This window comes from Bacteroides sp. L008, assembly GCF_040812255.1.
Classification (GTDB): Bacteria; Bacteroidota; Bacteroidia; order Bacteroidales; family Bacteroidaceae; genus Bacteroides; species Bacteroides vicugnae.
The window spans coordinates 2321687-2345985 of record NZ_JBFNXO010000001.1 but is presented as its reverse complement, the minus strand read 5'-3'; the positions used below and the strand labels follow the sequence as shown (position 1 = coordinate 2345985).

At 41.7% G+C, this 24299-nt stretch carries 20 protein-coding genes; 6 read left to right on the top strand and 14 right to left on the bottom strand.

Going from position 1 to position 24299, the window contains the following annotated elements; genetic code table 11:
• Nucleotides 1–12: 12 nt before the first annotated feature.
• The 6 genes from AB3G73_RS09585 to AB3G73_RS09560 form a co-directional block, all read right to left on the bottom strand.
• Nucleotides 13–1284 carry a TolC family protein gene (locus tag AB3G73_RS09585; protein ID WP_167511752.1) on the bottom strand — a complete coding sequence of 424 codons (1272 nt, stop codon included), beginning with the start codon at nt 1282–1284 and terminating at the stop codon, nt 13–15.
• Between the two features lie 48 nt (nt 1285–1332).
• A complete protein-coding gene (locus AB3G73_RS09580) occupies nt 1333–4365 on the bottom strand; it encodes an efflux RND transporter permease subunit (protein WP_320979707.1) in 3033 nt (1010 codons plus the stop codon).
• Between the two features lie 151 nt (nt 4366–4516).
• A complete protein-coding gene (locus AB3G73_RS09575) occupies nt 4517–5575 on the bottom strand; it encodes an efflux RND transporter periplasmic adaptor subunit (RefSeq protein ID WP_367744653.1) in 1059 nt (352 codons plus the stop codon).
• 447 nt (nt 5576–6022) lie between these two features.
• A complete protein-coding gene (locus AB3G73_RS09570; protein WP_195650591.1) occupies nt 6023–6451 on the bottom strand; it encodes a hypothetical protein in 429 nt (142 codons plus the stop codon).
• A 665-nt stretch (nt 6452–7116) separates the two neighbouring features.
• Nucleotides 7117–7524 (bottom strand): hypothetical protein, encoded by a 408-nt coding sequence (locus AB3G73_RS09565; protein ID WP_148364681.1) that lies wholly within the window; start codon nt 7522–7524, stop codon nt 7117–7119.
• 239 nt (nt 7525–7763) lie between these two features.
• On the bottom strand, nt 7764–8018 hold the full coding sequence (locus tag AB3G73_RS09560) for a type B 50S ribosomal protein L31 (RefSeq protein WP_005678397.1): 255 nt from the start codon (nt 8016–8018) through the stop codon (nt 7764–7766).
• A gap of 451 nt (nt 8019–8469) precedes the next feature.
• On the opposite strand from AB3G73_RS09560, the gene AB3G73_RS09555 reads away from it, so the two are divergent.
• Nucleotides 8470–9474 (top strand): class II fructose-bisphosphate aldolase, encoded by a 1005-nt coding sequence (locus tag AB3G73_RS09555; protein WP_195649554.1) that lies wholly within the window; start codon nt 8470–8472, stop codon nt 9472–9474.
• 113 nt (nt 9475–9587) lie between these two features.
• Here the strand turns inward: AB3G73_RS09555 and AB3G73_RS09550 are convergent, their stop codons facing one another.
• From AB3G73_RS09550 to AB3G73_RS09520, 7 genes are all read right to left on the bottom strand, one after another.
• A complete protein-coding gene (locus AB3G73_RS09550) occupies nt 9588–10934 on the bottom strand; it encodes a hypothetical protein (protein ID WP_367744650.1) in 1347 nt (448 codons plus the stop codon).
• A 227-nt stretch (nt 10935–11161) separates the two neighbouring features.
• Nucleotides 11162–12322 (bottom strand): sodium ion-translocating decarboxylase subunit beta, encoded by a 1161-nt coding sequence (locus AB3G73_RS09545; RefSeq protein WP_117937399.1) that lies wholly within the window; start codon nt 12320–12322, stop codon nt 11162–11164.
• Between the two features lies 1 nt (nt 12323).
• Nucleotides 12324–12755: a biotin/lipoyl-containing protein gene (locus AB3G73_RS09540; RefSeq protein ID WP_148364684.1), complete on the bottom strand. Its 432-nt coding sequence runs from the start codon at nt 12753–12755 to the stop codon at nt 12324–12326.
• Nucleotides 12756–12779: 24 nt separating this feature from the next.
• Nucleotides 12780–13697 (bottom strand): OadG family transporter subunit, encoded by a 918-nt coding sequence (locus tag AB3G73_RS09535; protein ID WP_195649552.1) that lies wholly within the window; start codon nt 13695–13697, stop codon nt 12780–12782.
• 31 nt (nt 13698–13728) lie between these two features.
• Entirely contained in the window at nt 13729–15282 is a 1554-nt protein-coding gene (locus tag AB3G73_RS09530) for an acyl-CoA carboxylase subunit beta (protein WP_148364686.1), read from the bottom strand.
• A 28-nt stretch (nt 15283–15310) separates the two neighbouring features.
• Nucleotides 15311–15715, bottom strand: a complete 405-nt coding sequence (mce, locus tag AB3G73_RS09525) for a methylmalonyl-CoA epimerase (RefSeq protein WP_002561104.1) — start codon at nt 15713–15715, stop codon at nt 15311–15313.
• Between the two features lie 175 nt (nt 15716–15890).
• Complete coding sequence (locus AB3G73_RS09520) at nt 15891–16889, bottom strand: GNAT family N-acetyltransferase (RefSeq protein ID WP_148364687.1); 999 nt, start codon at nt 16887–16889, stop codon at nt 15891–15893.
• A 238-nt stretch (nt 16890–17127) separates the two neighbouring features.
• On the opposite strand from AB3G73_RS09520, the gene AB3G73_RS09515 reads away from it, so the two are divergent.
• The 3 genes from AB3G73_RS09515 (at nt 17128) to AB3G73_RS09505 (ending at nt 23076) form a co-directional block, all read left to right on the top strand.
• Nucleotides 17128–20367: a TonB-dependent receptor gene (locus AB3G73_RS09515; protein ID WP_148364688.1), complete on the top strand. Its 3240-nt coding sequence runs from the start codon at nt 17128–17130 to the stop codon at nt 20365–20367.
• Between the two features lie 23 nt (nt 20368–20390).
• Complete coding sequence (locus AB3G73_RS09510; protein WP_367744646.1) at nt 20391–22415, top strand: RagB/SusD family nutrient uptake outer membrane protein; 2025 nt, start codon at nt 20391–20393, stop codon at nt 22413–22415.
• Nucleotides 22416–22533: 118 nt separating this feature from the next.
• Nucleotides 22534–23076 (top strand): carbonic anhydrase, encoded by a 543-nt coding sequence (locus AB3G73_RS09505; protein ID WP_148364690.1) that lies wholly within the window; start codon nt 22534–22536, stop codon nt 23074–23076.
• A gap of 5 nt (nt 23077–23081) precedes the next feature.
• Here the strand turns inward: AB3G73_RS09505 and AB3G73_RS09500 are convergent, their stop codons facing one another.
• Nucleotides 23082–23300, bottom strand: a complete 219-nt coding sequence (locus AB3G73_RS09500; protein WP_367744644.1) for a hypothetical protein — start codon at nt 23298–23300, stop codon at nt 23082–23084.
• 122 nt (nt 23301–23422) lie between these two features.
• Between AB3G73_RS09500 and AB3G73_RS09495 the strand changes: the two genes are divergently transcribed.
• Both AB3G73_RS09495 and AB3G73_RS09490 read left to right on the top strand, forming a co-directional pair.
• Nucleotides 23423–23959, top strand: coding sequence for a nitroreductase family protein (locus tag AB3G73_RS09495; protein ID WP_004327009.1), 537 nt, complete (start codon nt 23423–23425; stop codon nt 23957–23959).
• Between the two features lie 2 nt (nt 23960–23961).
• Nucleotides 23962–24297 (top strand): hypothetical protein, encoded by a 336-nt coding sequence (locus AB3G73_RS09490; protein ID WP_148364692.1) that lies wholly within the window; start codon nt 23962–23964, stop codon nt 24295–24297.
• Nucleotides 24298–24299 lie beyond the last annotated feature (2 nt).

Genomic DNA, 24299 nt, shown 5'->3' with positions numbered 1-24299 from the left:
CAGATTCTTCTTTTATTCACTAATCACTTTTCTGTATTCCGCTACCGCCATCTTTTCCGACAGATACGCATTAATCAGATTTGTGTGTGCTTGTGTCCATGATAGTTGTGCCGACAACACATCTACCATATTCGCTTTTCCCTCATTGTAAGAGAACGAAACCAGGTCGAGATTTTCATTGGCCAGATTCATAGTCTCGGTGGCAGTTTTCACTTGATATTCCGTTTCCGTCAGTTTGGTCAGTGCGGCAGAAAGTTCCTCGTTGATATTGTCCGTCACATAACTCTGTTGCAGTTTCTGTATTCCGATGTACGCTTTTTGCTGGCGGTTCGTTTTGAACCGGGCTCCCCACCGGAAAATCGGGATATTGATATTAATGCCGACGATGGGATTGAAAGATACATCATATCCGAGATTAGGCGTAGCCGTAGCCCATCCGCCACTGAAATACATATTCAGTTGCGGGTTGAACTGACTAAGAGCTGCTTTGCGCTGTGCCTCACTCTTCATGATGTTCACTTCCGTACTTTCAAAATCCGCACGGCGTTGCAACACATTCTCTAAAGAAAGTATCTGTACCGGGGCAGAAGCCTTGTCAATCGTATAAAGACTGTCTACAGGACTATTTGGTTCTTCTCCCATTAAGATATTCAGCTTTTGCAGGGCTAGCGTATAGTTCTGGCGAGCCTTGATATATTGCAGTTCCGCTTCTTTTAACCGGGTGGAAATCATTAATAAATCCGTGCGGCTAATCATCCCGTCGCTGAAACGATCCTGTATGATGTCATACTGCTGTTTCACGATGCTTTGATACTTATCCGCTGCTTGCAACATAGCTTGTGAGGCAGAAGCATTCCAGTAAACCGCATCACTTTGATAATGAATCTGGTCGATGGTAAGCTCCTCGTTCAGCTGATTCAGCTTTTCATCCGCTTTGGCAATCTTGTGCTGGGCGTTGAGCGCACCTCCTGTATACAACGGTTGCGAAACGATAAATACTCCTTGATAAGTATGATTGCGGTATTCGCCCAATGGCTCGTTCCATGCACTAAGGTCGCTCATGTTAAGCGTACCGTCCGCATTGACATCGATTTTAGGTAAGAAACCGGTATGAGCAATTTTCCGTGCTTCCGTACTTGCCATTGTCTTTAGTTTCTGTTGCTTCAGTATTTGGCTGTAAGCTTCCACCTTATCCCGGTAGGCTTCCCGGCTAAGATAAGGCTGTTGTGCCCCGGCCGTGAGGCCGAGGAACAATAGAGACAGAGTTATAAGTTGAGTTTTCATTTTATTCAATCTAAACAATAAATTCAAGTTTCATATAAGAATAGGCAATTAGCCTTTGATTCTCTGAATGGCACAATAAGCTACCGGAAGAACAAACAATGTCAGCGCCGAAGCCACCAACAAACCTCCCATAATCGTAGCCGCCATACCGCCAAACATTGCATCGAACAACAATGGTAACATACCCAGAATAGTAGTACCGGACGCCATTGCTACAGGAATAATACGGCTGGTCGTGGCACTGACAACAGCATCCAACGGTTTTTTGCCTGTCTTTGCCTCTAGGTCAATCTGCTCTACAAGCACAATCGCGTTTTTGATATTCATACCAATCAGTCCGAGCAACCCCAAAATAGAGAAGAAGTCGAACGACTTGCCGAGTAACACCAATCCTAACACGATACCGATAAAGATAAGCGGCAGCATCAACAGAATCACTGTCGGTTTACGGTACGTCCTGAACAAGAACAACAGAGTGACAAACATCAGGAAGAACGTCAACGGCAAGTTCTTGGCCAGCGCCTCATTAGATTCCACCTGACTTTCCTGCTCCCCGAAATATTTCATTGTATATCCCTCCGGCACTTTTATTTCTTTCTGTACCAGCGGCCAAACCTCATTGAAAGCAGCAATCGCATTTACCCCGCGACGCGGATCGCACTGTGCCATCATCACCATTTGCCGGTTGTAATCTTTCACGTTCGAGAAACGGTACTGGAAATCAAATTCCGATACCACCTGTTCCAGGCTGGTTGTCTCATTCCCTGTGCCAAACACAGGCAACGTGCGCAAGTCATTGATGCGGAATGAATCCACCGTGTTGTCCTTCAATAAGATAGGCAACACCTGATCCCCCTGCCGGTATTCTCCGAGCGTCATACCCGTAGTTCCGATCTGGATACTCTGTGCCATGCCCTGACGGGACACCCCTAATGGCTGTGCCCGTTCGGGACTATATATCGGTTTCCACACAGGAATCTTGTTTCCCCACGAATTGCGTATGTTGATTAAATCCGGATTCCGGTGCATAATCTCCAATGCCTGATTGGTGAGTGCCACAAGTGTGTCTACATCCGGTCCTATAAACCCGATTTCGATAGCGGCATCCACCGCGGGCGACAGCTTGAACAGACTTGTACGCGTAATCGCATTCGGATAATTCGCCTTCATATATGCGTCGAAATCTTCCTCATACTCTTTTGTATATTTACTGTCTGTTAATTCAATCAACACATTGGCAAAATTCGGTTTCGGTCCTACGGAAGTGGAAGCGAGGTAATACCTTAACGGCGTGCTGCCGAAGGTGATCGACACTTTTTTCACTTCCGGCTGCTTTGCCAGATGCTCTTCCACCGATTTCATCTCTTTCACCACATCGTTGATGCTATATCCGTCGGGATAGAACACGTCTGCCCGGAAATAGGGCTTGTCCAAAGAAGGGAAGAAGTTTTGCGGCATCGTCCCCATGATAATCAGCGAAGCAACGAAAAGCACTACCATCGAACCCAGTGTCAACGTTTTCCTACGAATCAGTGTACGGAGGATAGAAGCGAATTTGTGATAAAACGGTTTATCATACGGGTCTTTGGCACCATCTTTTGCTTTCGCTTTCAGGATGAAATTACCAAAAACGGTGGTCTGCGTCAGTGCAAGTACCCAGCTCAATCCCAACGAGATGGCAAGTACCACAAAAAGCGGTTTCACAATTTCCGCTACGGCAGAAGGAGCAAGGTAGAGCGGAAGGAACGAACAGATAGCGATAAAAGTAGCCCCGAGCAATCCCCATTGCGGCCCCGTTGCACCATCTATTAGTGCTTTCCGCCGGTCTACTCCACGGGCAATGGCAATCTGTGCGTTATCCGTCACCACAATGGCGTTGTCCACCAGCATACCCATGGCGATGATAAATCCCGCCAACGAAGTACGGTTCAGCCCGACACCGAAGAAAGACATGATAAGCAATGTACCTCCAATGGAGAAAATAAGTGACGAACCGATCAGCATACCTGCACGCAAGCCCATCACCAACATGATAATCACAATCACAATCAGAATAGATTCGATCAGATTGATGATAAATCCGTTGTTGGCTTCATTGGCTATCTCGTTTTCCAGATATAGACTTTGTAGCTCCAATCCCACAGGCATCAGTGGCAGCAATTCGTCCAGCTTGGCTTTCACATTCTTACCCGTTTGCACCACATCCCGTTGCGGGTCGGTGGAGACACCGATGCCGATGGCACGTTTGCCGTTCACGTGCATAATGTTGGATGGGGGATCCATGTATCCTTTTTCGATAACGGCGATATCACCGAGTTTCACCTGTCCGGCCTTTGTGGTAATTACTTGGTTGCGAATATCGTCTACAGTGGTGTACATGCCGTTGGCAGTCACCCGGAGTTGTTGCTCGCCGGCACGGATTTCTCCGGTATTGATAATCTGATTCTGCGATTGCAGCAGACTGGCAAGCTGTTTCGGGTCGATGCCCATACCTACGAGCTTATTAGTAGAAATGAAAATATTAACCACTTCTGTCTGCGTTCCGAACAAAGCCACTTTCATCACTCCGTCTGCCGTCACTACCTGTGTCTTGATCCGTTCCGCCCAGTTGCGCATCTCTTCGTATGTGTAACCGTCGTCCGCCGTCAGACCGTAATAGATGCCGAACACGTCACCGAAATCATCGGAAACAGTTGGTGCGGAAGCACCGCTCGGCAACTGTGGCTGTATGTTGAGCACCTTCCGTCGTAACTCGTCCCACTTCTGTGGAATGGAGCTTGCTGACAAGGAAGGTTGTAATTCGAATGTGATTTTTGAAAGTCCGTACATAGATTCTGATTTAATCTTGTACACACCGCTCATACTTTGAATCTCGCGGGAGATGGGCTCGGTAATCAACCGCTCCACTTCAGCCGGTTCGGCACCCGGATAACGGGTCATGATAACCGCCGACTTTATCACGAAAGGAGCATCCTCTTTCTTACCCAGCTTGCCAAAGGAAGTGATTCCCCCAATCAGCAGCACGGCAAGAAAGAAATAGATGATTTTCGTATTATCTAATGAATATCTAGCTAAACTCATAATAAATGATAGTTGATAGTTGATAAATGATAGTTGGGATTAAATGATAGTTGACAATTGATAAATGATAGTTGGTAAGTGATCGGTAAAAAAAATGATTACTAGCCGATTCCAATTAGCAGTACCCTATGGCACAGCCCACTATCATTTATCACCTATCACCTATTATAGATTCTCCTTCCACTAGTTGGTGTACGCCTGCAATGACGATTTTTTCACCGGGTTTCAAACCTTCCGAGATGAGCGCCTGTGCTTCTCCGGTCGGGGCGTTGACGGTCACTTCCCGTTTGTGGACTTTGTTGTCTTCTATCACCCAGACATACATTTTATTCCCTTCACTTTCACCGAATACGGCACTAAGTGGTACAATCGTCCAGCTATCCTGCACCAACGGACCTACATCTGCTGTGAAACGGATGCCACACGTGAAACCGGGTTTCACTGCATAAAGATCACGGTCGAATGACGGGTCGTCAATCGTGATACTGACCGGGATACCTGTGCCATCGGTCGAAATATCCAGATATTCTTCCAGTTTCGCTTGAAACACGTGTCCTTTGAAGGTATCAAACTCAACAAGGAAACGCGGATCTTTGGCGCGCAACAAATAAAGATAAGCATCCGGAATGGTGAATTTGATACGCAGATTGTGCGTGTTGACAAGCTGAACGATACCTTCACCGGAGTTGACACGCTGATAGTTTTCTACCAGTCGTTTTTCGATAGAACCGTCGAAAGGAGCGGTCAGTTTAGTGTCGCGCATATTGTTGGCAGACAGTTCGTATTCAGACTTCGCCTTTTGGAAGTTGGCGAGGCTGATTTCATATTCCTGTACGGAGATCGCTTGTCGGGAGAGGAGCCGTTTGTTACGTTCCACTTGTGCGGAAGCCGTTTCGTATGCTGATTTTGTAGCAGCATATTGCAACGCGATGTCTCTGGGGTCGATAGCTGCTATGAGTTGTCCCTTTTTCACTTTCTGTCCTTCGATGACAGGAAGCTGGATGATTTGTCCGTTGACCCGGAAAGCCAGCTTCACATATTCCACCGCTTCCACGATTCCCGAGAAATCTTTTCTGATAATCGATCTTGACTCGACAATCGTAGTCTTTACGGGACGGGCAGTTGTCGTTGTCGTTTCTTTTTTCTGTCCGCAGCCAGCAAGCAAGATTGCAGCCGCAGCCGCCAGGACGAATCCAATTTTCTTTTTCATATACCACGTTGATGTTTAGAGGTTTTGCGTTGATAAATAGCGAATAATATACTAAAACAACTCCCGTTTATTTATGTTCAACATTCCTATCTTTTCATATTCTGCCTCTTAACCATTATATGGAACACAAAAAAACGGGAACTTTACCGTTTCTAAGGTAAAATTCTCATCCAACTCTTTTGAAGGTTATTGCATTATTCATAACGAAACCGTACGAATTTGAATTAAATGAACTATTTCACCACAGAGGACACGGAGGACACAGAGTTTTCAGAGTTCTAATTCAGAGATTATTATAACCTCTGTGTCCTCCGTGTCCTCTGTGGTGAAAACCGTGTAATAATGTGTCAATATGCTAATTGTTTACGCTGTGTCCCACATGGTAATTGGCATATTAACATATTGGCGTTTTGATTCATCATTAGCAGGTGCACTGACAATTATTCACTATTGGAACCTTTTGCACAGCCTTTTTATCCAACTGTTACTACGTATAACGTTGTTATTCTCTCCAATCGCTTTTTTCAAATCCCGGATTCGTTCGTTTTGTCTTTTCATTGCTGCTTGTATCTCGTTTATCAACGTATTTATTTCCTTTTGCAACTGAATTTCCTTTTCTTTCAATTGAATAATGTGGGCGTATTTCTCGCAGACCATCGTTTTGTCTATACACAGTTGTTCCAGCGTATCAATATATTCTGTTGTAATACCGGCTTTACTTCGGCGAAAGAGTTCCAGAATACATTCTTCGTCAACGTTCGGAACATTGTCTATGTATAACATAGGGAATTGTCCCATTTCCACCCAAAGCAGGATCGCTTCTTTTTCGATGTGATACTTAATCACTGCTTTTTCTACACTAATCCATTCTGGCATATCGCTTTTGTTTTAATGTGTTATAAGAAAAAGGAGTAAATAACGTATTGTCCGGAGAGGTGCAACGAACACCCACGATTTTTGTGATTTCGGTCGGGGGGGAGAATTGGTTTGGGGTATAAGGATTGTTGAAACCGACCGGATACAATAAAAACGTGAGTGCTGTTATACTATTATCTAAATCGAGGTCTTAGCATACCGTGCACCAGATAATGATAAACAACAGACACCTATGCTAATCAATATATATATATAACATCTTTAATCGATATGTTGATATACGATCATCTACGTGGAGTATCTGTTGTATCATCTCCCGGTGCATGAAATTTGCTAAGTTTCGATTTGGGAGACAATACGTTATTTACTCCGTTAGGAAATAAAAAACGCTTTTGCTTTTTCATCACGCTGATGGGTAGAAAGCGTATGACAAAGATATATGTTTTTTTCGGAATTAGATGGAAAAGCGGGATTGATTACAGGAAATATGGTATATTGATAGGGTAGATATGATATATAGATAAGGAATATGGTGATAATGATGAAAAGTTTCCGACAGTTTAATCATGAACTGCACTCTTAAAGTTGGATACAAAACTTTAGGAGTACAGTTCACTAACCGCCAGAAACATTATATTTCTGTACAACTGTTTTTTTATTTCGTTTTAGTTCCGTTTTCTTTCCGGCTTTCCGGAGAAGATAGTCAGTTCTAAAATTTCAAATATGATTTCTGTTGTGGTATATCCGTTAAATGTATATTCCAGATTTTCGTCCTCAAGAAAGTATTTGAGATAAATGGTTGGAGTGCCATTGTGGAAGTCGAGAAAAAGGTAAGAAGTATAGTTATAGATACCCAGATCGGCAAACTCATTTAGAATAGCAGTATTGAAAACTGTGCACCAGCCTGTTTTTGATTCGTTTCCGGACATTTCGAATCTACGATGTTCTTTTGCGAGATCGTCCTTTTTTACATGTCTGAACTGCTCGAGCAATTCATCATTGAAAGAAAGGCGTTGTCTGATAAAATTAAAAACTTCCTCCTTTGTCATTTGTTTTAAATCAGTTATTTCCATTTTTACTTAATTAGTCGGGTAAAGGTACTCCCTTTATTTGATAATAAATCGGATTTGGTGATATTTCTTTTATTTCTTATTGGGGTTATATCTCTAAAAACTTTCTGACTCCGGCTGAAACCATTTTATTTCGAAGGGGGAGGAATAAACAAATCGAAAGGAATAAGGAATACAGAAACGAAAAAGAGGAAATTCTCTACGAGAATCTCCTCTTTTTTCATCTTTCACGAAAGATCGAATTATTTCTTCTTACGGTCACCGTAACGGCTCATGAACTTATCAACACGACCTGCAGTATCCACCAATGTAGATTTACCTGTATAGAACGGGTGAGAAGTGTTTGAGATTTCAATCTTCAGCAACGGATAAGTTTCACCTTCGAATTCGATGGTTTCTTTAGTTGCTACAGTTGACTTAGACAAAAACATGTCACCATTTGACATATCTTTAAATACTACCGGACGGTATGATTCTGGATGAAGGCCTTTTTTCATTTCAGTATCTGTTTTTTTAATTTATATTCTGTTACTATTTTGGTAAGAAATAGTGTAATGGTCATTTTCAGAGCGCAAAGATAATGCTTTTCTGTGAAATAGAAAAAGGTTTTATGGAAAAAACTTCGATAAAGATGCTCTGCTTTCTAAATTTAGGCAATCCGTACCTATAATATATCTATATTAATATGATTCGCATTATTCATATACGAATAGCATAACTCATATTGATGAATGATGGATAGAATGCAGAAATGCACTTTACTGTCTTTTATCCGTTTATTTGCAAGGTAGACATTACAATCTAATGTCACACTCGTATTCCTGCTAATTTTTGGTGTCTGATTTAAACCTTTTTCTACTATATTTTTCTTTCCAATGTTCGTTATTCGATGGATAATGCTTACTTTTGCGTAGAATTTTTATTCACTAACAATAAACTTTAAACAAAATGGTAAATTACAAAGATTTAGGATTGGTAAACACAAAAGAAATGTTTGCTAAGGCTATCAAAGGTGGATATGCTATCCCAGCATTCAACTTCAACAATATGGAACAGATGCAGGCTATCATCAAGGCTGCTGTTGAAACTAAATCTCCTGTGATTCTTCAGGTTTCTAAAGGTGCTCGTCAGTATGCTAACGCTACTTTGTTGCGTTACATGGCACAGGGTGCTGTAGAATATGCTAAAGAATTAGGCTGCGCACATCCGGAAATCGTTCTTCATCTTGACCACGGAGATACATTCGAAACTTGCAAATCTTGTATCGATTCAGGTTTCTCTTCAGTGATGATCGACGGTTCTCATCTTCCTTACGAAGAAAACGTTGCATTGACTAAGAAAGTTGTTGAGTACGCTCACCAGTTCGACGTAACTGTAGAAGGTGAACTTGGCGTATTGGCTGGTGTAGAAGATGAAGTTTCTGCTGACCACCACACATATACTGACCCTGAAGAAGTAATCGACTTCGCTACTCGCACTGGTTGCGACTCTTTGGCTATCTCAATCGGTACTTCTCACGGTGCTTACAAGTTTACTCCGGAACAATGCCACATCGACCCGGTTACAGGTGTAATGGTTCCTCCTCCATTGGCTTTCGAAGTATTGGATGCTGTAATGGAAAAACTTCCGGGATTCCCTATCGTTCTTCACGGATCATCTTCAGTTCCTCAAGAAGAAGTGGAAACTATCAACAAATACGGTGGTGCACTGAAAGCTGCTATCGGTATTCCGGAAGAATGGTTGCGTAAGGCTGCTAAGTCTGCTGTCTGCAAAATCAACATCGACTCTGACTCACGTCTGGCTATGACTGCTGCTATCCGTAAGACTTTCGTTGAAAAACCAGCTGAATTCGACCCACGTAAGTATCTTGGTCCGGCTCGTGACAACATGGAAAAACTGTACAAGCACAAAATTCTTAACGTGCTCGGTTCTGATAACAAATTGGCACAGTAATCCTCGGATTATTCCATAAATAAAAGAAAGGCTGCTCCCGGTTAACCCAGGACAGCCTTTTTTGTTAACTTAAATATTGTCCTAGCGAATATCATTGCAGAGCAGAGCCATACTTATTTATTGTTCTGTTCATTTTTCATGGATGTTGAGTGTCCGTTTTGAAAGAATTCTTCTACTTTCTGTTTGTCTCGAAGAACTTTCAGCCAGTTGGCAGCAGCATTATAATAATTAGATTTTCCCAGGATAAGTTCGCCTTCCTCATTTATTTCCGGCTCCTCTTTCTCGCTGTCTTTAGGACGTGTTTTTAGAAATGCTTCCAGGCAGCGCTCGGTGTTTTTCTTGTCTTTCAGGGCATAGAAGTATATATAGGCCATGTCATACAATAGTTTGTGGTTTTGTTTGTCATACTGTTGGTAACGTTCTTTGATGGATTCGATCTGTTCTTTATGCATTTGTGCCATCTTGTAGCAGTCGGTCATTCCAATATAGAGTCTGGTCATGCTGCTATCTTTAGGTATGGATAATTCAATTGCTTTTTCCAGATAGTTTACGCCTTCTTTTTTCCAGGAAGTTTTAGAACACACCCGGCCGAGATAATAAAGGAGATTGATATTATCGGGATCGTATTTACGGGCGACTTCCAAAAAATCATGGGCTTCGTAATATTTCTCCACTGCATAATAGCTAATTCCCAGATAATAACAAGTGTGGAAGGTGCTATCTCCTTGGCTAACAAGATATTCATAACGCCGGATGGCAGTGGGATAGTCTCGTTTGAGGCAATATGCCAAGGCATTCTGCCGGTTGACCGAGATATTGGTACTGTCAATTTGACGGTATTTTTCTGTAGCTTCGATGGCCTCATCGAAATATGAACCGGATATATTCAAAGCTCCCAGTTTGGTGGCAGCCAGGTAATCGTCGGGATATTTCTCCTGAATATTGTAATAGCAACCTGCGGCAGGCAGAAGTTCGCCCATCCCTTCAAAACTTTGAGCTTGCAGATGCAGGACAATAGCAGAACTGTCTTTTTCCGTCATTAGACTACTTTCGCCAAGTGCATCGCGAAACTTTTGCTGGGTCAGGAGTAAACTGATATATTGAATACGTACATATTTGTTCTCCGGATTCAGATCAAGGGCGTGTTCGTAATATTTCAGCGCTTGATTGTATTTGGCCAGTGCCCGGCAGCATTCGGCTGCTTCAATGAATGCACGAGCATTGGTGGTATCGTTAGAGATAATTTCTTCGTAGGTGGATAGTGCCTCTGTGGTGAGTCCTAGTCCCCGCAACGCTTTGCCTTTCTGTAAGAGTAGGTGAGGGGTTGATTTCTTTTGGGCGATAAGAGAAAGAGCTGTCTCGTAATCGTAGTTTGCCATAGCTTCCTGAATATGGTCTGTGTGTTGTGCCATGAGAGGGATGGTGCAACCAAGGAAGAACAGAATAATAATCCGTTTCATAAAATCTTATTTTAGTTGTTTGACTTATTTGTTGCAAGTTACTAAAAATATTTTATTTACGAATTATTCGTAGATCGTTTTGGATAGATTAACGGAATGATAAGAGAAGATAACACTATGGCTGTATATAAAGAACACCCGTGTCGCAACTGAATGTAACACGGGTGATCTTTATATATATATGTTTAAAGCATACCGAATGGAAATCCGGCAGGGGCATTTGTCTCTTACATCAAGAATCCAAGCAGGATACCGGCAGCAACTGCTGAACCGATCACTCCGGCAACGTTCGGCCCCATAGCGTGCATCAACAAGTAGTTGGTTGAATCGTATTCCAAACCGATTACTTGCGAGATACGTGCAGAGTCAGGAACGGCAGATACACCTGCGTTACCGATCAACGGATTAATCTTGTTGCCCTTCTTCAGGAAGATATTGAATATCTTAACAAAGATGACACCGGATGCAGTTGCAATGATGAATGACAATGCACCGAGAGCGAAAATCTTGATAGAGTCGAGCGTCAGGAATTCGGAAGCTTGCGTAGAAGCACCTACTGTCAGACCCAACAGGATAGTGATAGTATCAATCAACGGACCGCTGGCAGTATTAGCCAAACGACGGGTTACACCACTTTCTTTCAATAGGTTACCGAAGAACAGCATACCTAGCAAAGGCAGACCTGAAGGAACCAGGAAGCAAGTCAGCAACAAACCGATGATTGGGAAAATCACCTTCTCTGTGTGAGAAACTGCACGCGGCGGTTTCATGCGAATGACGCGTTCACTTTTGGTGGTGAGCAGGCGCATAATAGGCGGCTGTATCACCGGAACCAACGCCATGTAGGAGTAGGCGGACACCGCAATGGCTCCCATCAGGTTAGGTGCTAGCTTGGAGGAAAGGAAGATGGCCGTCGGACCGTCTGCTCCACCAATGATACCGATAGCACCGGCTTGCATCGGGTCGAAACCCATTTCCAATGCGATCATGTATGCACCGAAGATACCGAACTGTGCAGCTGCACCGATCAACATCAATTTCGGGTTGGAGATAAGTGCCGAGAAGTCCGTCATAGCACCGATGCCTAAGAAGATGAGCGGCGGGTACCAGCCGGAGGTCACTCCCTGATACAGGATATTCAATACAGAACCTTCTTCATAGATACCGACTTTCAGTCCCGCATCCATATTAAAAGGTATATTACCGATCAATATACCGAAACCGATAGGAATCAGCAACATCGGTTCGAACTCTTTGGCTACTGCCAAATAGATGAACCCCAAACCCACAAGAATCATAACGATGTGCCCTACAGTAGCATTTGCAAAGCCCGTATATGTCCAGAAGTCGGCGAGGTTATTTCCTAAAAAGTTTATAAAATCTCCCATATTATTCAATAATTACGAGGTCATTACCTTCAAGAACAGAGTCACCTTTGTTTACGTTGATGGCAGTAATTTTACCGTCTTTATCCGCATTGATATTGTTTTCCATCTTCATGGCTTCCAATATAATGATAGTCTGGCCTTTCTTTACAGTATCGCCTACGTTTACTTTGATGTCAAGGATAACGCCCGGCAGCGGAGATTTCACTCCCGATTTTCCGGTAGACGGAGCAGCTGGTTTCACTACTTGAGTAGGAGCAGTAGGAGCATTAGGCATAGGACGCACTGTTACTGGTTTCGCAGCAGGCTTCGGTTGTTTCTCCATTTCTACTTTATAGTGTGTACCGTTCACTTCTACATGAGCGATATTATCTTCAATATTTCCGATGGTCACTTTATAAGAGTTACCATTGATCTTATATTTGTATTCTTTCATCGTTTTATTTTTTTATGGGGTGATTTACTTTTTGGGAGTTTCACGCAAGGTGTAAATCTTCGAACTCCATGGTGAATAGCTACGTTTTACACGAGTGATGGTGAGTACCGTTTCTTCTACGTCGTGTACCTCATCCTGCATCTCGTGTAATGCCATAGAGATGGCAGCGTAAACTTCGCCCGGAGCTTGTGACAGCTCTTTCGCTTCTTGTTTGTCGATGCCTTTAGATTTCATAGCATTACGTTTGCTCAAATTTACGGCTACTTTTCCTACAATCTTGAAAGCAATAAAGAGAAGAATCAATCCGCAGAATACTACGCTCATGGCAGAAATAGACATTCCAATACCTTCAGCATCGTGTTCCTCAAATTTTTCCATTTTGGCATTACTGTCAAGAGTCTTATTGTTAGTGCTCGGAGTCACGTATTTGTCACCACTTCCACCTTTTACTTCCCACTCCATTGCTCCGTCGCTTATGCGAGCGTATGATTGGTCGGGACCGAGAGCGCCTGCCGGCACTACAATCTGGTCAAGCAACTTTCTGCCGGAGTCGTACAAGCCAATCCAGTTGGCAGTCTCCGGATTCAGCTTAAAACTGGTATGGAAAGTACCGCGGTTAGGCTCGCCGTCTGCCCAGAACAGAGCATGTTGACGTGGTTTCACTAATGTCAGTATATCACCTTTCGGGATAAAATAAGTAACTGTATCGCCCGGTTGGCTACTTACTTTCAGCAAACAAGCTGCCAGGTCGGCGCTACCGAATGATTTATTGAATATTTCGATCCATGCACTGTGCAACCCGTAGTCGTCCTGAAAATTACTCTGATTGTCTATCAGGATTTCATTCAGTACCAACTTGTTGTTTGACTTTTGCTCTCCACAAGAAGTCAGCCCAATCAGCAACAGCAAAGAAAGGAATATTCCGATTTTGGTTTTGTTCATAATCGTTCTTGTTTTAATGTGAAAAGTTGGATTACAACGGAATATTACCATGCTTCTTAGCCGGATTACTCAATTTCTTAGTCTGCAACTGCTGCAAAGCACGGATCACGCGGAAACGTGTGTTGCGTGGTTCAATCACATCGTCAATGTAGCCGTATTTTGCTGCATTGTAGGGATTGGCAAACAGTTTCGTGTATTCTGCTTCTTTCTCTGCAAGGAATTGGGCAGGATTTTCCTGATCTTTAGCCTCACGTGCGTACAATACTTCTACTGCTCCTGCACCACCCATTACTGCAATTTCGGCAGTCGGCCATGCGTAGTTCATATCACCGCGAAGTTGCTTACAGCTCATCACGATGTGAGAACCTCCGTAAGATTTACGTAATGTGATAGTAACCTTGGGCACAGTAGCTTCACCGTAAGCGTACAACAGCTTAGCTCCATGAAGGATAACACCGTTGTATTCCTGCCCTGTTCCCGGAAGGAATCCCGGTACGTCTACCAACGATACGATAGGAATATTGAATGCATCACAGAAACGGACGAAACGTGCACCCTTGCGAGATGCATTGCTGTCGAGCACACCAGCCAGATACTTGGGCTGATTAGCAACGATACCTACTGACTGGCCGTTGAAACGGGCAAAACCGATGATGATATTCTTTGCATAATCTTTCTGGATTTCAAGGAATTCACCGTTGTCCACGATAGCGCCGATTACTTCGTACATATCATACGGTTTAGTTGGGCTGTCGGGAATGATATCGTTCAAAGAATCTTCCAAACGGTCGATTGGGTCTGTACAATCTACATAAGGAGCTTCTTCAAGATTATTTTGAGGAATAAAGCTTAACAGTTTACGAATCAGTTCGAAACCTTCTTCTTCTGTTTTAGCGGTGAAGTGAGTCACGCCTGATTTTGTGGAGTGAACGCTTGCACCACCGAGGTTTTCTTGGCTAACATCTTCACCTGTTACGGTTTTCACAACTTTTGGTCCGGTAAGGAACATATAAGAAGTGCCTTCCATCATCAGCGTGAAGTCGGTCAGAGCCGGAGAATAAACAGCACCACCGGCACAAGGACCGAAGATACCGGAAATCTGTGGGATAACACCGGAAGCAAGGATATTGCGTTGGAAGATTTCTGCATAACCGGCCAAAGCATTGATACCTTCCTGGATACGTGCACCACCCGAGTCGTTGATACCGATACAGGGAGCACCCATTTTCATTGCCTGATCCATGATTTTACAGATTTTCAGTGACATTGTTTCTGACAGTGAACCGGCAGAAACGGTAAAGTCCTGTGCGAACACATATACCAAACGTCCTTCGATCGTACCGCAGCCGGTCACTACTCCGTCGCCCGGATAATGTTTTTTATCCATACCGAAGTTCGTGCATCTGTGCTCAACGAACATGTCCATTTCTTCGAAGCTACCCTCATCAAGCAGCATAGCCAGACGCTCGCGTGCTGTGTATTTCCCTTTTTCATGTTGCTTCGCAATTGCTTTTTCACCGCCTCCGATACGTGCTACGGCACGGCGTTCAATAAGCTCTTTAATTTTTTCAAGTTGATTACTCATGAGTTCTTGTTGGTTTTAGAGTTTATGATTAATGTTCGCAGAGTTCTGTTAACACGCCCAGAGTTGATTTCGGGTGAAGGAAAGCGATATTCAAACCTTCAGCACCTTTGCGGGGAGCTTTGTCGATAAGGCGGATTTCTTTGCTTTCTGCTTCTGCCAAAGCATTAGCTACACCATCTTCTACAGCAAATGCAACGTGATGAACACCTGCACCTTTGTTTTCAATAAATTTGGCAATGGTACTTTCAGGGCAAGTCGGTTCCAACAGTTCGATTTTGGTTTCACCTACTTTTAAAAAAGCGGTTCTTACTTTCTGATCTTCCACTGTTTCAATGTTGTAACACTTCAGACCTAATACATTTTCGTAGTAAGGAAGGGCTTCTTCAATGCTTTTTACAGCAATGCCCAGATGTTCAATGTGTGAAATCTTCATAACTATACTTTTTTTATTTGGTTTTAAATCTGTGCTCATAAGGCATAAAACAGCACAAAGAAAGACAATTCTTACCTAATAAAGAAATATTTCTGCATTTAATTGTTGGGTGATAAAGCAGAAAAAATGGTGGATAAGGAACATAAAGAGTTGTTTTGTAATCTTGAGATTACATTTAGATGTAGAATTTGACTAAGAGTTTGTTCAGCCAATTCCAGTTGACGCGGAACCAGCGGCGGGTACTACTTTGTTTTCCTCCGAAGCGGAGAACAAAATCACGATAGCCGTGTCTGCGGAACGGAAGACCCACATCCATAAATTCCATGTGGCGGAATCCTCGCTGGTGTGCATCTTCCAATGCTTTCCAAACGGCTAGCACGCCCGGATATTGAAGTGCGTACGTCTTTCTCATCCCTCCTGAAAACCAGAGGTATGCATCGTCTCCCGAATAGATGCAGACGGAACCGCCGATGATTTTCTCTTTATATTTAACAACGAATATTTTTGCTAGTTTTCCTTTAATTAGCACGCTGTTCATGTGACGGAAGAAATCGTTGGCAGGAAAATATCTGCGTATGCGGGAAGAATAGACTTTGTGTAGCATTCGTGAGAAGGCGTGTATTTCTTCCACTGTATGTGCTTCCTCTACTCTGGCTCCATTTTTGAGTCCTTTTTTGATCTGCCGGATGCGCGACGGACTGAATCGGTCTTCCGTCTTTTTCATGCTGTGTAACGAATTGCGTACCCGTAACCAGTTGACAGGGAAATAATCGTTGGCTCTGAAAACCCGATAGCCGAACATCGAATTGTTCAGGTTTCGGAATTCGATCAGGACACAGCTGCGCGATGCTTCCTGCGTGAGATGTTCGAGCATATCCCCAAAGACTTCTTCTGCTTTCTCTTTATTGTCAGAAAGGGATTCGTCCAGAAATTCACCTTCGCTATATACTACACAATGTTTCACTAAAGAGGAAGGAAGCCACTTTTTAGCTTTGCGGATAGCGGCGAGCAGGCGTGCCACAGGTTTGCCGTCTTCCGTTGCGACTATTAATAAAGGAGTATACCCGGGAGTTGCTTCATAAATCTGAAATAACTCTTTGGAATGGAAGGTGTTTTTTCCCGGTAATTCAGGAATATCCTTCCCTTGATAATATGTCGTTAGTTTAAGTGGCATCTAGGTACAAATTTACACTTTTTATTCTTTATTCAACAACAAAACGGAGAATTTGTTGGAGATGCTTGAAGTAAAGTGCTGTTTATCTTTGCGAATTTATTGGAAAAAATATATCTTTTAAGAGAAAAATGGTATAAAAGGTGAGTACGTGTATAAATTATGTTCGTCATAATTATGATTATAATCAAATAGTTTTTGCAAAACAACGAGAATTAATATTAACTTTAAATTAGAACGAATGAGATACAATGCATTTGTTGAAGCATGGAAGAATCATCATAGACGCGCTTCCATGATTTTAGGGCTGTCTTTATTGTATGCCCCTCTGTCATATTCTGTTTATGCAGAAGATGGAGTCTCTAATACTATGGTGCAAGTTGTCACACAAACGAAAACTGTGAAAGGAACTGTTGTTGATGAAAGCGGGGAGCCACTGATTGGTGTTTCTATTGTTGTGAAAGGAACAAGTACAGGTACGATTACTGATTTTGACGGAAACTTTTCTATCAATCTTCCAGCGGGAAGAAAAGAGCTGGTCATTTCTTATATCGGTTATAAAGAACAAACTGTAACAGTGGCGGGGAATGGACCGGTCAATGTGAAAATGGTTTCGGATACAAAGGCATTGGATGAGGTTGTTGTGGTAGGTTACGGTACGATGAAGAAACGCGATTTAACCGGGGCTATCACTTCTGTAAAAAGTGAAGATGTCGTAATGAACCCGGGCTCGAATCCGATGCAGGCTTTGCAAGGTAAAGTAGCAGGATTGGACATTACGCGTGAATCGGGACAGGCCGGTTCGGGAGTAAAGATGCAGCTGCGTGGTAACCGGTCATTCCAGAAGGATTCTGGAAATCCTTTATTTATAATTGATGGTATGCCAGGGGATTATTCTACATTGAATCCTAATGATATTGAAAGTATTGAAGTTTTAAAAGATGCTTCCTCAACGGCTATTTATGGTTCGAGTGGTGCAAATGGTGTTATTTTAATTACTACAAAAGGCGGTAAGGAAGGTAAAGCTATAGTTAATTTTAATGCGTATGTAGGTGTAAACGGCTGGTCAAGAACACCGGAGATGCGTAGTGGAGAGAGCTATATACAAACATTGAGAGATGCTTCTATTGGTGCTGGTGATGGACGTTGGAGTTCAGTTGCAGATGATAAAAATCTGTTTACTACTGATGCTGAATGGAATGCGCATCAAAATGGACAATATATAGACTGGGTGGATGCTTTGTTGAAAACTAGTGTAACACAGAATTATTCAGTTTCTGTGGCCGGTGGAACGGAAAAAACAAAAGCCTATTTTTCTCTGAATTTTTCTAATGAGGATGGGCAGTTTGCACAAGATAGCTATAAACTTTATTCATCTAAAATCCGGGTAGACCATAAGATTAAGAACTGGATGAAGGTTGGGATTGATACGCAGTTATCCTATGTACATCAAAATAAAGCTGATTCTGATTTGCAGACTTTGATGGCATCAAATCCCCTTGGAACTTTGTATAATGAAGATGGGAGTATAAACCCTCAACCAGTTGCCGACCCTTCATCTACAGTATATAATTATCTTTTGAATGAGGATAAAAGTTTGTATCGCAATCAGGCCCAAAACCTCAAAGTATATTTTAATCCTTATTTGGAAATCACTCCTCTTAAAGGATTGACTTTTATTACTCGTGCCGGTGCCAGTTTGGGATATTCACGTAGCAATACTTTTACCGGAGAGGGATCTGTTCAATGGTATAAAGCAAATCAAACGGCAGATGGCATTAAGGCACAGGTAAAAGACAGCCGTTCGTATAACTATAAATGGGAGAATATACTTACCTACAATTTCCAAATTAAGAAAGTACATGATATAACTCTTACCGCGGTTACGTCTTGGAATCATAATCGTAGTGATGTCACTACTTTGTATCAGAAAGGTGTTTCTGATAATAAATTCTTATGGCATAATATTCTTGACGGTAATTCTGCAACTTCGGGAAGTACTTCATATAGCATGTCTAAAGGAATGGGATATGTCGGTCGTTTGAATTACTCATATTTGGGCAGGTATTTGCTCTCTGCATCTGTTCGTCATGACGGATCTTCCAGACTGGCAGAAGGTAATAAATGGGATACCTTCCCGGCTTTTTCTTTGGGTTGGAGAATTTCTGACGAGAAATTTATGGAGAGTACGACAAATTGGTTGAGTAATCTGAAAATTCGCTTTGGATACGGTGTTACAGGTAGTACGGCAGGTATTGATCCTTACTCTTCTGCTGCGTCATTGGATGCTACTTCTGTCAATATGGTGTTAGGGGGTGTTTTGACGCCTATTTATAAGTTCTCGCAGAATATTCCAAACTACTTGCTTACGTGGGAAAAGTCATATAATACCAATATCGGTATTGATGCTGCGTTCCTGAATAATCGTATTGATGTTAGTATGGAATATTATAATACAAAAACGAAAGATGTTATATGGAATAAAGCTCTTCCTGTTGTAAACGGTGCATTCTCACCAGATGGTGGAACTACAGCGAATTATACCACAAATTTGAATATGTGTGAGACCAGCAATAAAGGTTTTGAGTTGGCTCTTAATACACGCAATATTATAACAAAGAATTTTACTTGGAGCTCTAGTGTGACTTTCAATCATAATAAGGAAGAAATTACTAAATTGTCCGGTGGAGATTCTGATGTGCTTAATAATGGTGACACTGGATATGCATTGGCATTGGGAGAAGCTATTAATTCTTATTATCATTATAAGTTGGACGGTGTATGGCAAAAGGGGGAAGAGACTGATGCGGCAGTATTTGGGGCTGCACCTGGTGATTTGAAAATCAATATACCTAATTTGGTAAAGGAGGCAGATGGCAGATTCTATAAGATTGATGAGGAAACGGGGCGTGCTGCCGTAGATGCAAATGGTAATGTTATTTATTATACATCTGATAATAAATATACTCCAAGTGATGCGGATTATCAAATCTTGGGTCACAATTCTCCGGATTGGTCTTTAGGTTTTCAGAATAATTTCACTTGGAAGGACTTTGATTTAAGTATATTCGTGTATGCACGCTACGGACAGATGTTTGCCTATGATATGCTGACATCTTATGACCCGAAGGGTATACGTAACTTCCCAACATATTTCAATTATTGGACGGAAAACAATCCATCAAATGATTTTCCTGCTGCCAATGCTAATAAAGGGCTTGAACAATATACAGGATATTATGGACTACGTTATGTAGACGGTTCATTTATAAAGATTAAGAACATAACCTTGGGATATAGCTTGCCGAAATCCATATTAAAATCAGCCGGTATAGAGAAATGTCGTTTCTATGCTACAATTACAAATCCGTTTGTATTTGCAAAAAGCCATTTGCTGAAAGACTATGATCCTGAAATGAATGGCTCTCTGAAGTACCCATTGACCAAACAATTTGTATTTGGTGTAAATGTTACATTCTAGTTTTCACTAAAAAAAGTATTGAAATGAAAAGAACAATCTATAAAATAGCAGCGCTTACATTCGCTGTGGCTTCAATGTCTGCCTGCTCGCTTGATGAGTATAATCCAAGTCAAAAAACAGGGGATGAAATTCTTGCTACTTTTGATGGGCTCAAAGGATTACAATCTTACTGTTATTCATCACTTTATGGGCAGTTATTCAGTGTGTATGATTTCTTATCCGTTGCTGAAGGCGGAACGGACTGTTGGATAACTCCTGCAGGTAATCCTGATTATGCCAAACAGGTGATTTATTATGATGGTTTAGCCACAAATACTAATGCGACAAATAAGTTGTTTGGTCAGGCTTATTCTATGATCGGTAATTGTAATGCGGTAGTGACCAGAGCTGAATTGGTAACTGACGGTAATGAAAAGGATATAACGACTTTAGTGGCTGAAGCCCGTTGTCTCCGTGCATTCTATTACTCTATATTAGTGAATAATTATGGCAATGTAACATTAACATTGGAAGAATCATCCCAAGATCCTATTTTGACTCCGCGGCGTAACTCGATTGAAGAACTATATACGCAGATAATTGATGATTTGAAATTTGCAGCCAACAATCTTGAGGACACCCCTTACGATAATAATCGTGCGCGTGTGACTAAGAAGACTGCGTTAGGACTTTTGGCTCGTGTCTACGCTCAAGGTGGAGGTGAATATGGTTTGACAGAGGATGGAGTATCTTATTGGCAGCGTGCAAAAGAAGTGGCAGAAGATATGATTTCAGCATATAGCAGTTGTCTTTATGATGATGTGGAAGATGTTTGGGCACCGGCGAACAATCGAAATAATAAGGAGGCCTTATTTATTGCTGCCGGTCCGGATGCAACAAATCTGGAGATTTGGAACGCGGGGACACAATGTAATAATAACTTTACTTATATGTATCCAAAACCAAATACTTTAACTATTTATCCAACACCGGATAATCAAAACTATTGGTATGGACGTACAAATAATAGTACTTTGGCACCCTCCAAGTATTTGTTGGATTGCTTTGATGCAGATTATGATAAGCGATGGGAGGTAACCTTTACGACCGCCTTTGTGCAGTTCTCCGGCGTACAGTCGGGAGGTAGCTACCTATTTACTAATAAGAAGCAAACATTGGATGATGGTACTACACCGAAAATAGGAACCAAACATGGTGTAAATGATAACATTAGTTCATTTACAATTCTTACTCAAAATATGATTAATACTTATGGGTTGGATGCAAAATTTCATAATGAGTATATTTATCCATATGGTGACTTGAATTATGCATATTACGATGGAACTTGGGCTCCGAGGCTTACTGCCAAGGTTTGGCCTAAAGGAGAAAATAGCGGTGATCCTTCCAAGTTGCAAGAAGTGAAGAATCCTTATGTAATCCCTTATCCTGTTGCTGAAGACGATGATAGAATTTGTTTCTATTTGTCAAAAGAAAAACTTTCGGATGCGGAAAAAGCGAAACGTAGATATTATGTAATCAATATTGATGATTTGTTTGATAACGGACAATATCGTAAAACGGATATAAAAGTCACTAATGACAAAAACATGTATCCTGGTTTCAACAAATTTAATTGGCTATCGGAAGATTCATATAGTAGTAATCTGCAACGTAAGACAGGTGATGTATTCATTATGCGTATGGCTGAAGTATATCTGATTGCTGCTGAAGCTAACCAGCAATTAGGAAATGGCGGAAAAGCGGCAGAATATCTGAATGTACTGAAAAAGCGTGCAGCTCGTGATGATACATCTTACAATGCCATGAAATTGAGTAATGCTACACAAAATGATGTTATGGACGAGTATGCTCGTGAATTATGTGGAGAATATCAACGTTGGGTGACGATGAAGCGTCACAAAGATTCTTTCAAACAACGTCTTACTGTTGGTAATCCTCGTGCGGCTGAAAACTTTGATGAAAACAAGCATTATTTACGTCCGATCTCTTTTAACTTCTTGAGTCAGATTGATAATGCAGAAGAATATGGAAATAATGGGTATTAGAACTCTTACAGATTAAATTTTAAATTAGGAGGGGATATGTCGCGATGACATATCCCTTTTTTATATATTTTCTTTATCTTTGTGCCATCGAACAGAGCTTTATAATTTAAGCGGAACTATGATAGAAGAAATATTAGCTTACAACAAAGAATTTGTTGAGAACAAGGGATATGAATCGTATATTACCAACAAATATCCCGATAAGAAAATAGCTATTCTTTCCTGTATGGACACCCGACTGACTGCTTTGCTTCCAGCCGCATTAGGAATTAAGAATGGCGATGTAAAAATGATAAAGAATGCAGGTGGCGTTATTTCCCATCCTTTCGGTAGCGTGATCCGGAGTTTACTCGTAGCTATCTTTGAACTGGGTGTGGAGGAGATAATGGTGATTGCTCATTCTGATTGTGGAGCTTGTCACATGCATAGTGAAACGATGCTTGAAAAGATGACGGCACGGGGGATAAATCCGGATTATATTGACATGATGCGCTTCTGCGGAGTTGATTTTCATGCCTGGCTGGATGGCTTCGAAGATACGGAAAAGTCCGTGAGGGGAACAGTCGATTTTATCGTGCGTCATCCTTTGATTCCTTCAGATGTGACAGTTTACGGATTTATTATCGATTCTACAACTGGAGAATTAACACGGATTGTATAGATAAACTATCTTTTTAATACCTTTAAATATAGTGACGCTATCCTGAATACAAAAAAATAAGGCAGCTTTTTATCGGCTGCCTTTATCTTTCTACGGTTATATACTTTCTTTGACTGGTGCACTCGTTTGTGACAAATAGGGTGCCCGTACATCTCAATTTCTGCCTCACGGCTAGCTTTACGATTCGCTTTAACGTAATCGTCTTGTGTAATTCGCTTTTTCATAATGAAATTATTTCTCTGTGCAAAGATACGATATATTCTTCATTTAGTATAAACTTTTATTTCCTATTACGCTCGGTTTGCATTATCTTTGCATACATTAATCAAATGAAACCGGAAATAATATGGAAAATTTCAGTGAATTGATAAAGAACCGTCGTAGTATGCGGAAGTTCACCGATGAAGAATTGACACAAGATCAGGTAGTTGCATTGATGAAAGCAGCTTTGATGTCTCCTTCTTCCAAACGTAGTAATAGTTGGCAGTTTGTAGTGGTTGATGATAAAGAGGTATTGAAAGAATTGTCTCATTGCAAAGAACAGGCTTCTTCGTTCATTGCCGACGCAGCTTTGGCGATTGTTGTAATGGCCGATCCGTTGGCCAGCGATGTTTGGATTGAAGACGCTTCCATTGCTTCCATCATGATACAGTTGCAGGCTGAAGATCTTGGCTTGGGAAGTTGTTGGGTGCAGGTTCGCGAACGTTTCACTGCTACCGGAATGCCTTCCGATGAATTTGTCCATGGAATTTTGGATATTCCTTTGCAACTTCAGATTCTTTCTGTCATTGCTATCGGCCATAAAGGGATGGAACGTAAACCTTTCAATGAGGAACATCTTCAATGGGAGAAAATTCATATTAATAAGTTTGGAGGAAAATAAGCATGGGAGCTGCTAAAGCGAATAATAGTAAAGATACCTATCTGGCTACCGCTGTTACCTTTATTGTAATCGGAGCACTTTTTCTGATCGATAAGTTGATTCATTTTTCTTCCATCGGGCTACCCTGGGTAATGAATAAGGACAATATGTTATTGTACGCTTCGATCTGTTTCCTTATTTTCAAACGCGATAAATCAATTGGTCTGGTGTTGCTTGGCCTTTGGCTAGTGATGAATATCGGTTTGGTAATATCCTTATTAGGTTCGTTATCCGGATATCTGTTACCATTGACATTGCTCATCATCGGAATCATTTTATTCTGGTTTGCAAAACGATAAGA

Excerpts from the sequence above, each read along its gene's own strand:
- AB3G73_RS09495 (WP_004327009.1), top strand. The coding sequence starts at position 23,423 with ATGGAAAATTTCAGTGAATTGATAAAGAACCGTCGTAGTATGCGGAAG.
- AB3G73_RS09500 (WP_367744644.1), bottom strand. The coding sequence starts at position 23,300 with ATGAAAAAGCGAATTACACAAGACGATTACGTTAAAGCGAATCGTAAA.
- AB3G73_RS09560 (WP_005678397.1), bottom strand. The coding sequence starts at position 8,018 with ATGAAAAAAGGCCTTCATCCAGAATCATACCGTCCGGTAGTATTTAAA.
- AB3G73_RS09535 (WP_195649552.1), bottom strand. The coding sequence starts at position 13,697 with ATGAACAAAACCAAAATCGGAATATTCCTTTCTTTGCTGTTGCTGATT.
- AB3G73_RS09565 (WP_148364681.1), bottom strand. The coding sequence starts at position 7,524 with ATGGAAATAACTGATTTAAAACAAATGACAAAGGAGGAAGTTTTTAAT.
- AB3G73_RS09555 (WP_195649554.1), top strand. The coding sequence starts at position 8,470 with ATGGTAAATTACAAAGATTTAGGATTGGTAAACACAAAAGAAATGTTT.
- AB3G73_RS09530 (WP_148364686.1), bottom strand. The coding sequence starts at position 15,282 with ATGAGTAATCAACTTGAAAAAATTAAAGAGCTTATTGAACGCCGTGCC.
- AB3G73_RS09580 (WP_320979707.1), bottom strand. The coding sequence starts at position 4,365 with ATGAGTTTAGCTAGATATTCATTAGATAATACGAAAATCATCTATTTC.
- AB3G73_RS09550 (WP_367744650.1), bottom strand. The coding sequence starts at position 10,934 with ATGAAACGGATTATTATTCTGTTCTTCCTTGGTTGCACCATCCCTCTC.
- AB3G73_RS09520 (WP_148364687.1), bottom strand. The coding sequence starts at position 16,889 with ATGCCACTTAAACTAACGACATATTATCAAGGGAAGGATATTCCTGAA.
- mce (WP_002561104.1), bottom strand. The coding sequence starts at position 15,715 with ATGAAGATTTCACACATTGAACATCTGGGCATTGCTGTAAAAAGCATT.
- AB3G73_RS09585 (WP_167511752.1), bottom strand. The coding sequence starts at position 1,284 with ATGAAAACTCAACTTATAACTCTGTCTCTATTGTTCCTCGGCCTCACG.
- AB3G73_RS09490 (WP_148364692.1), top strand. The coding sequence starts at position 23,962 with ATGGGAGCTGCTAAAGCGAATAATAGTAAAGATACCTATCTGGCTACC.
- AB3G73_RS09575 (WP_367744653.1), bottom strand. The coding sequence starts at position 5,575 with ATGAAAAAGAAAATTGGATTCGTCCTGGCGGCTGCGGCTGCAATCTTG.
- AB3G73_RS09510 (WP_367744646.1), top strand. The coding sequence starts at position 20,391 with ATGAAAAGAACAATCTATAAAATAGCAGCGCTTACATTCGCTGTGGCT.
- AB3G73_RS09505 (WP_148364690.1), top strand. The coding sequence starts at position 22,534 with ATGATAGAAGAAATATTAGCTTACAACAAAGAATTTGTTGAGAACAAG.
- AB3G73_RS09515 (WP_148364688.1), top strand. The coding sequence starts at position 17,128 with ATGAGATACAATGCATTTGTTGAAGCATGGAAGAATCATCATAGACGC.
- AB3G73_RS09540 (WP_148364684.1), bottom strand. The coding sequence starts at position 12,755 with ATGAAAGAATACAAATATAAGATCAATGGTAACTCTTATAAAGTGACC.
- AB3G73_RS09570 (WP_195650591.1), bottom strand. The coding sequence starts at position 6,451 with ATGCCAGAATGGATTAGTGTAGAAAAAGCAGTGATTAAGTATCACATC.
- AB3G73_RS09545 (WP_117937399.1), bottom strand. The coding sequence starts at position 12,322 with ATGGGAGATTTTATAAACTTTTTAGGAAATAACCTCGCCGACTTCTGG.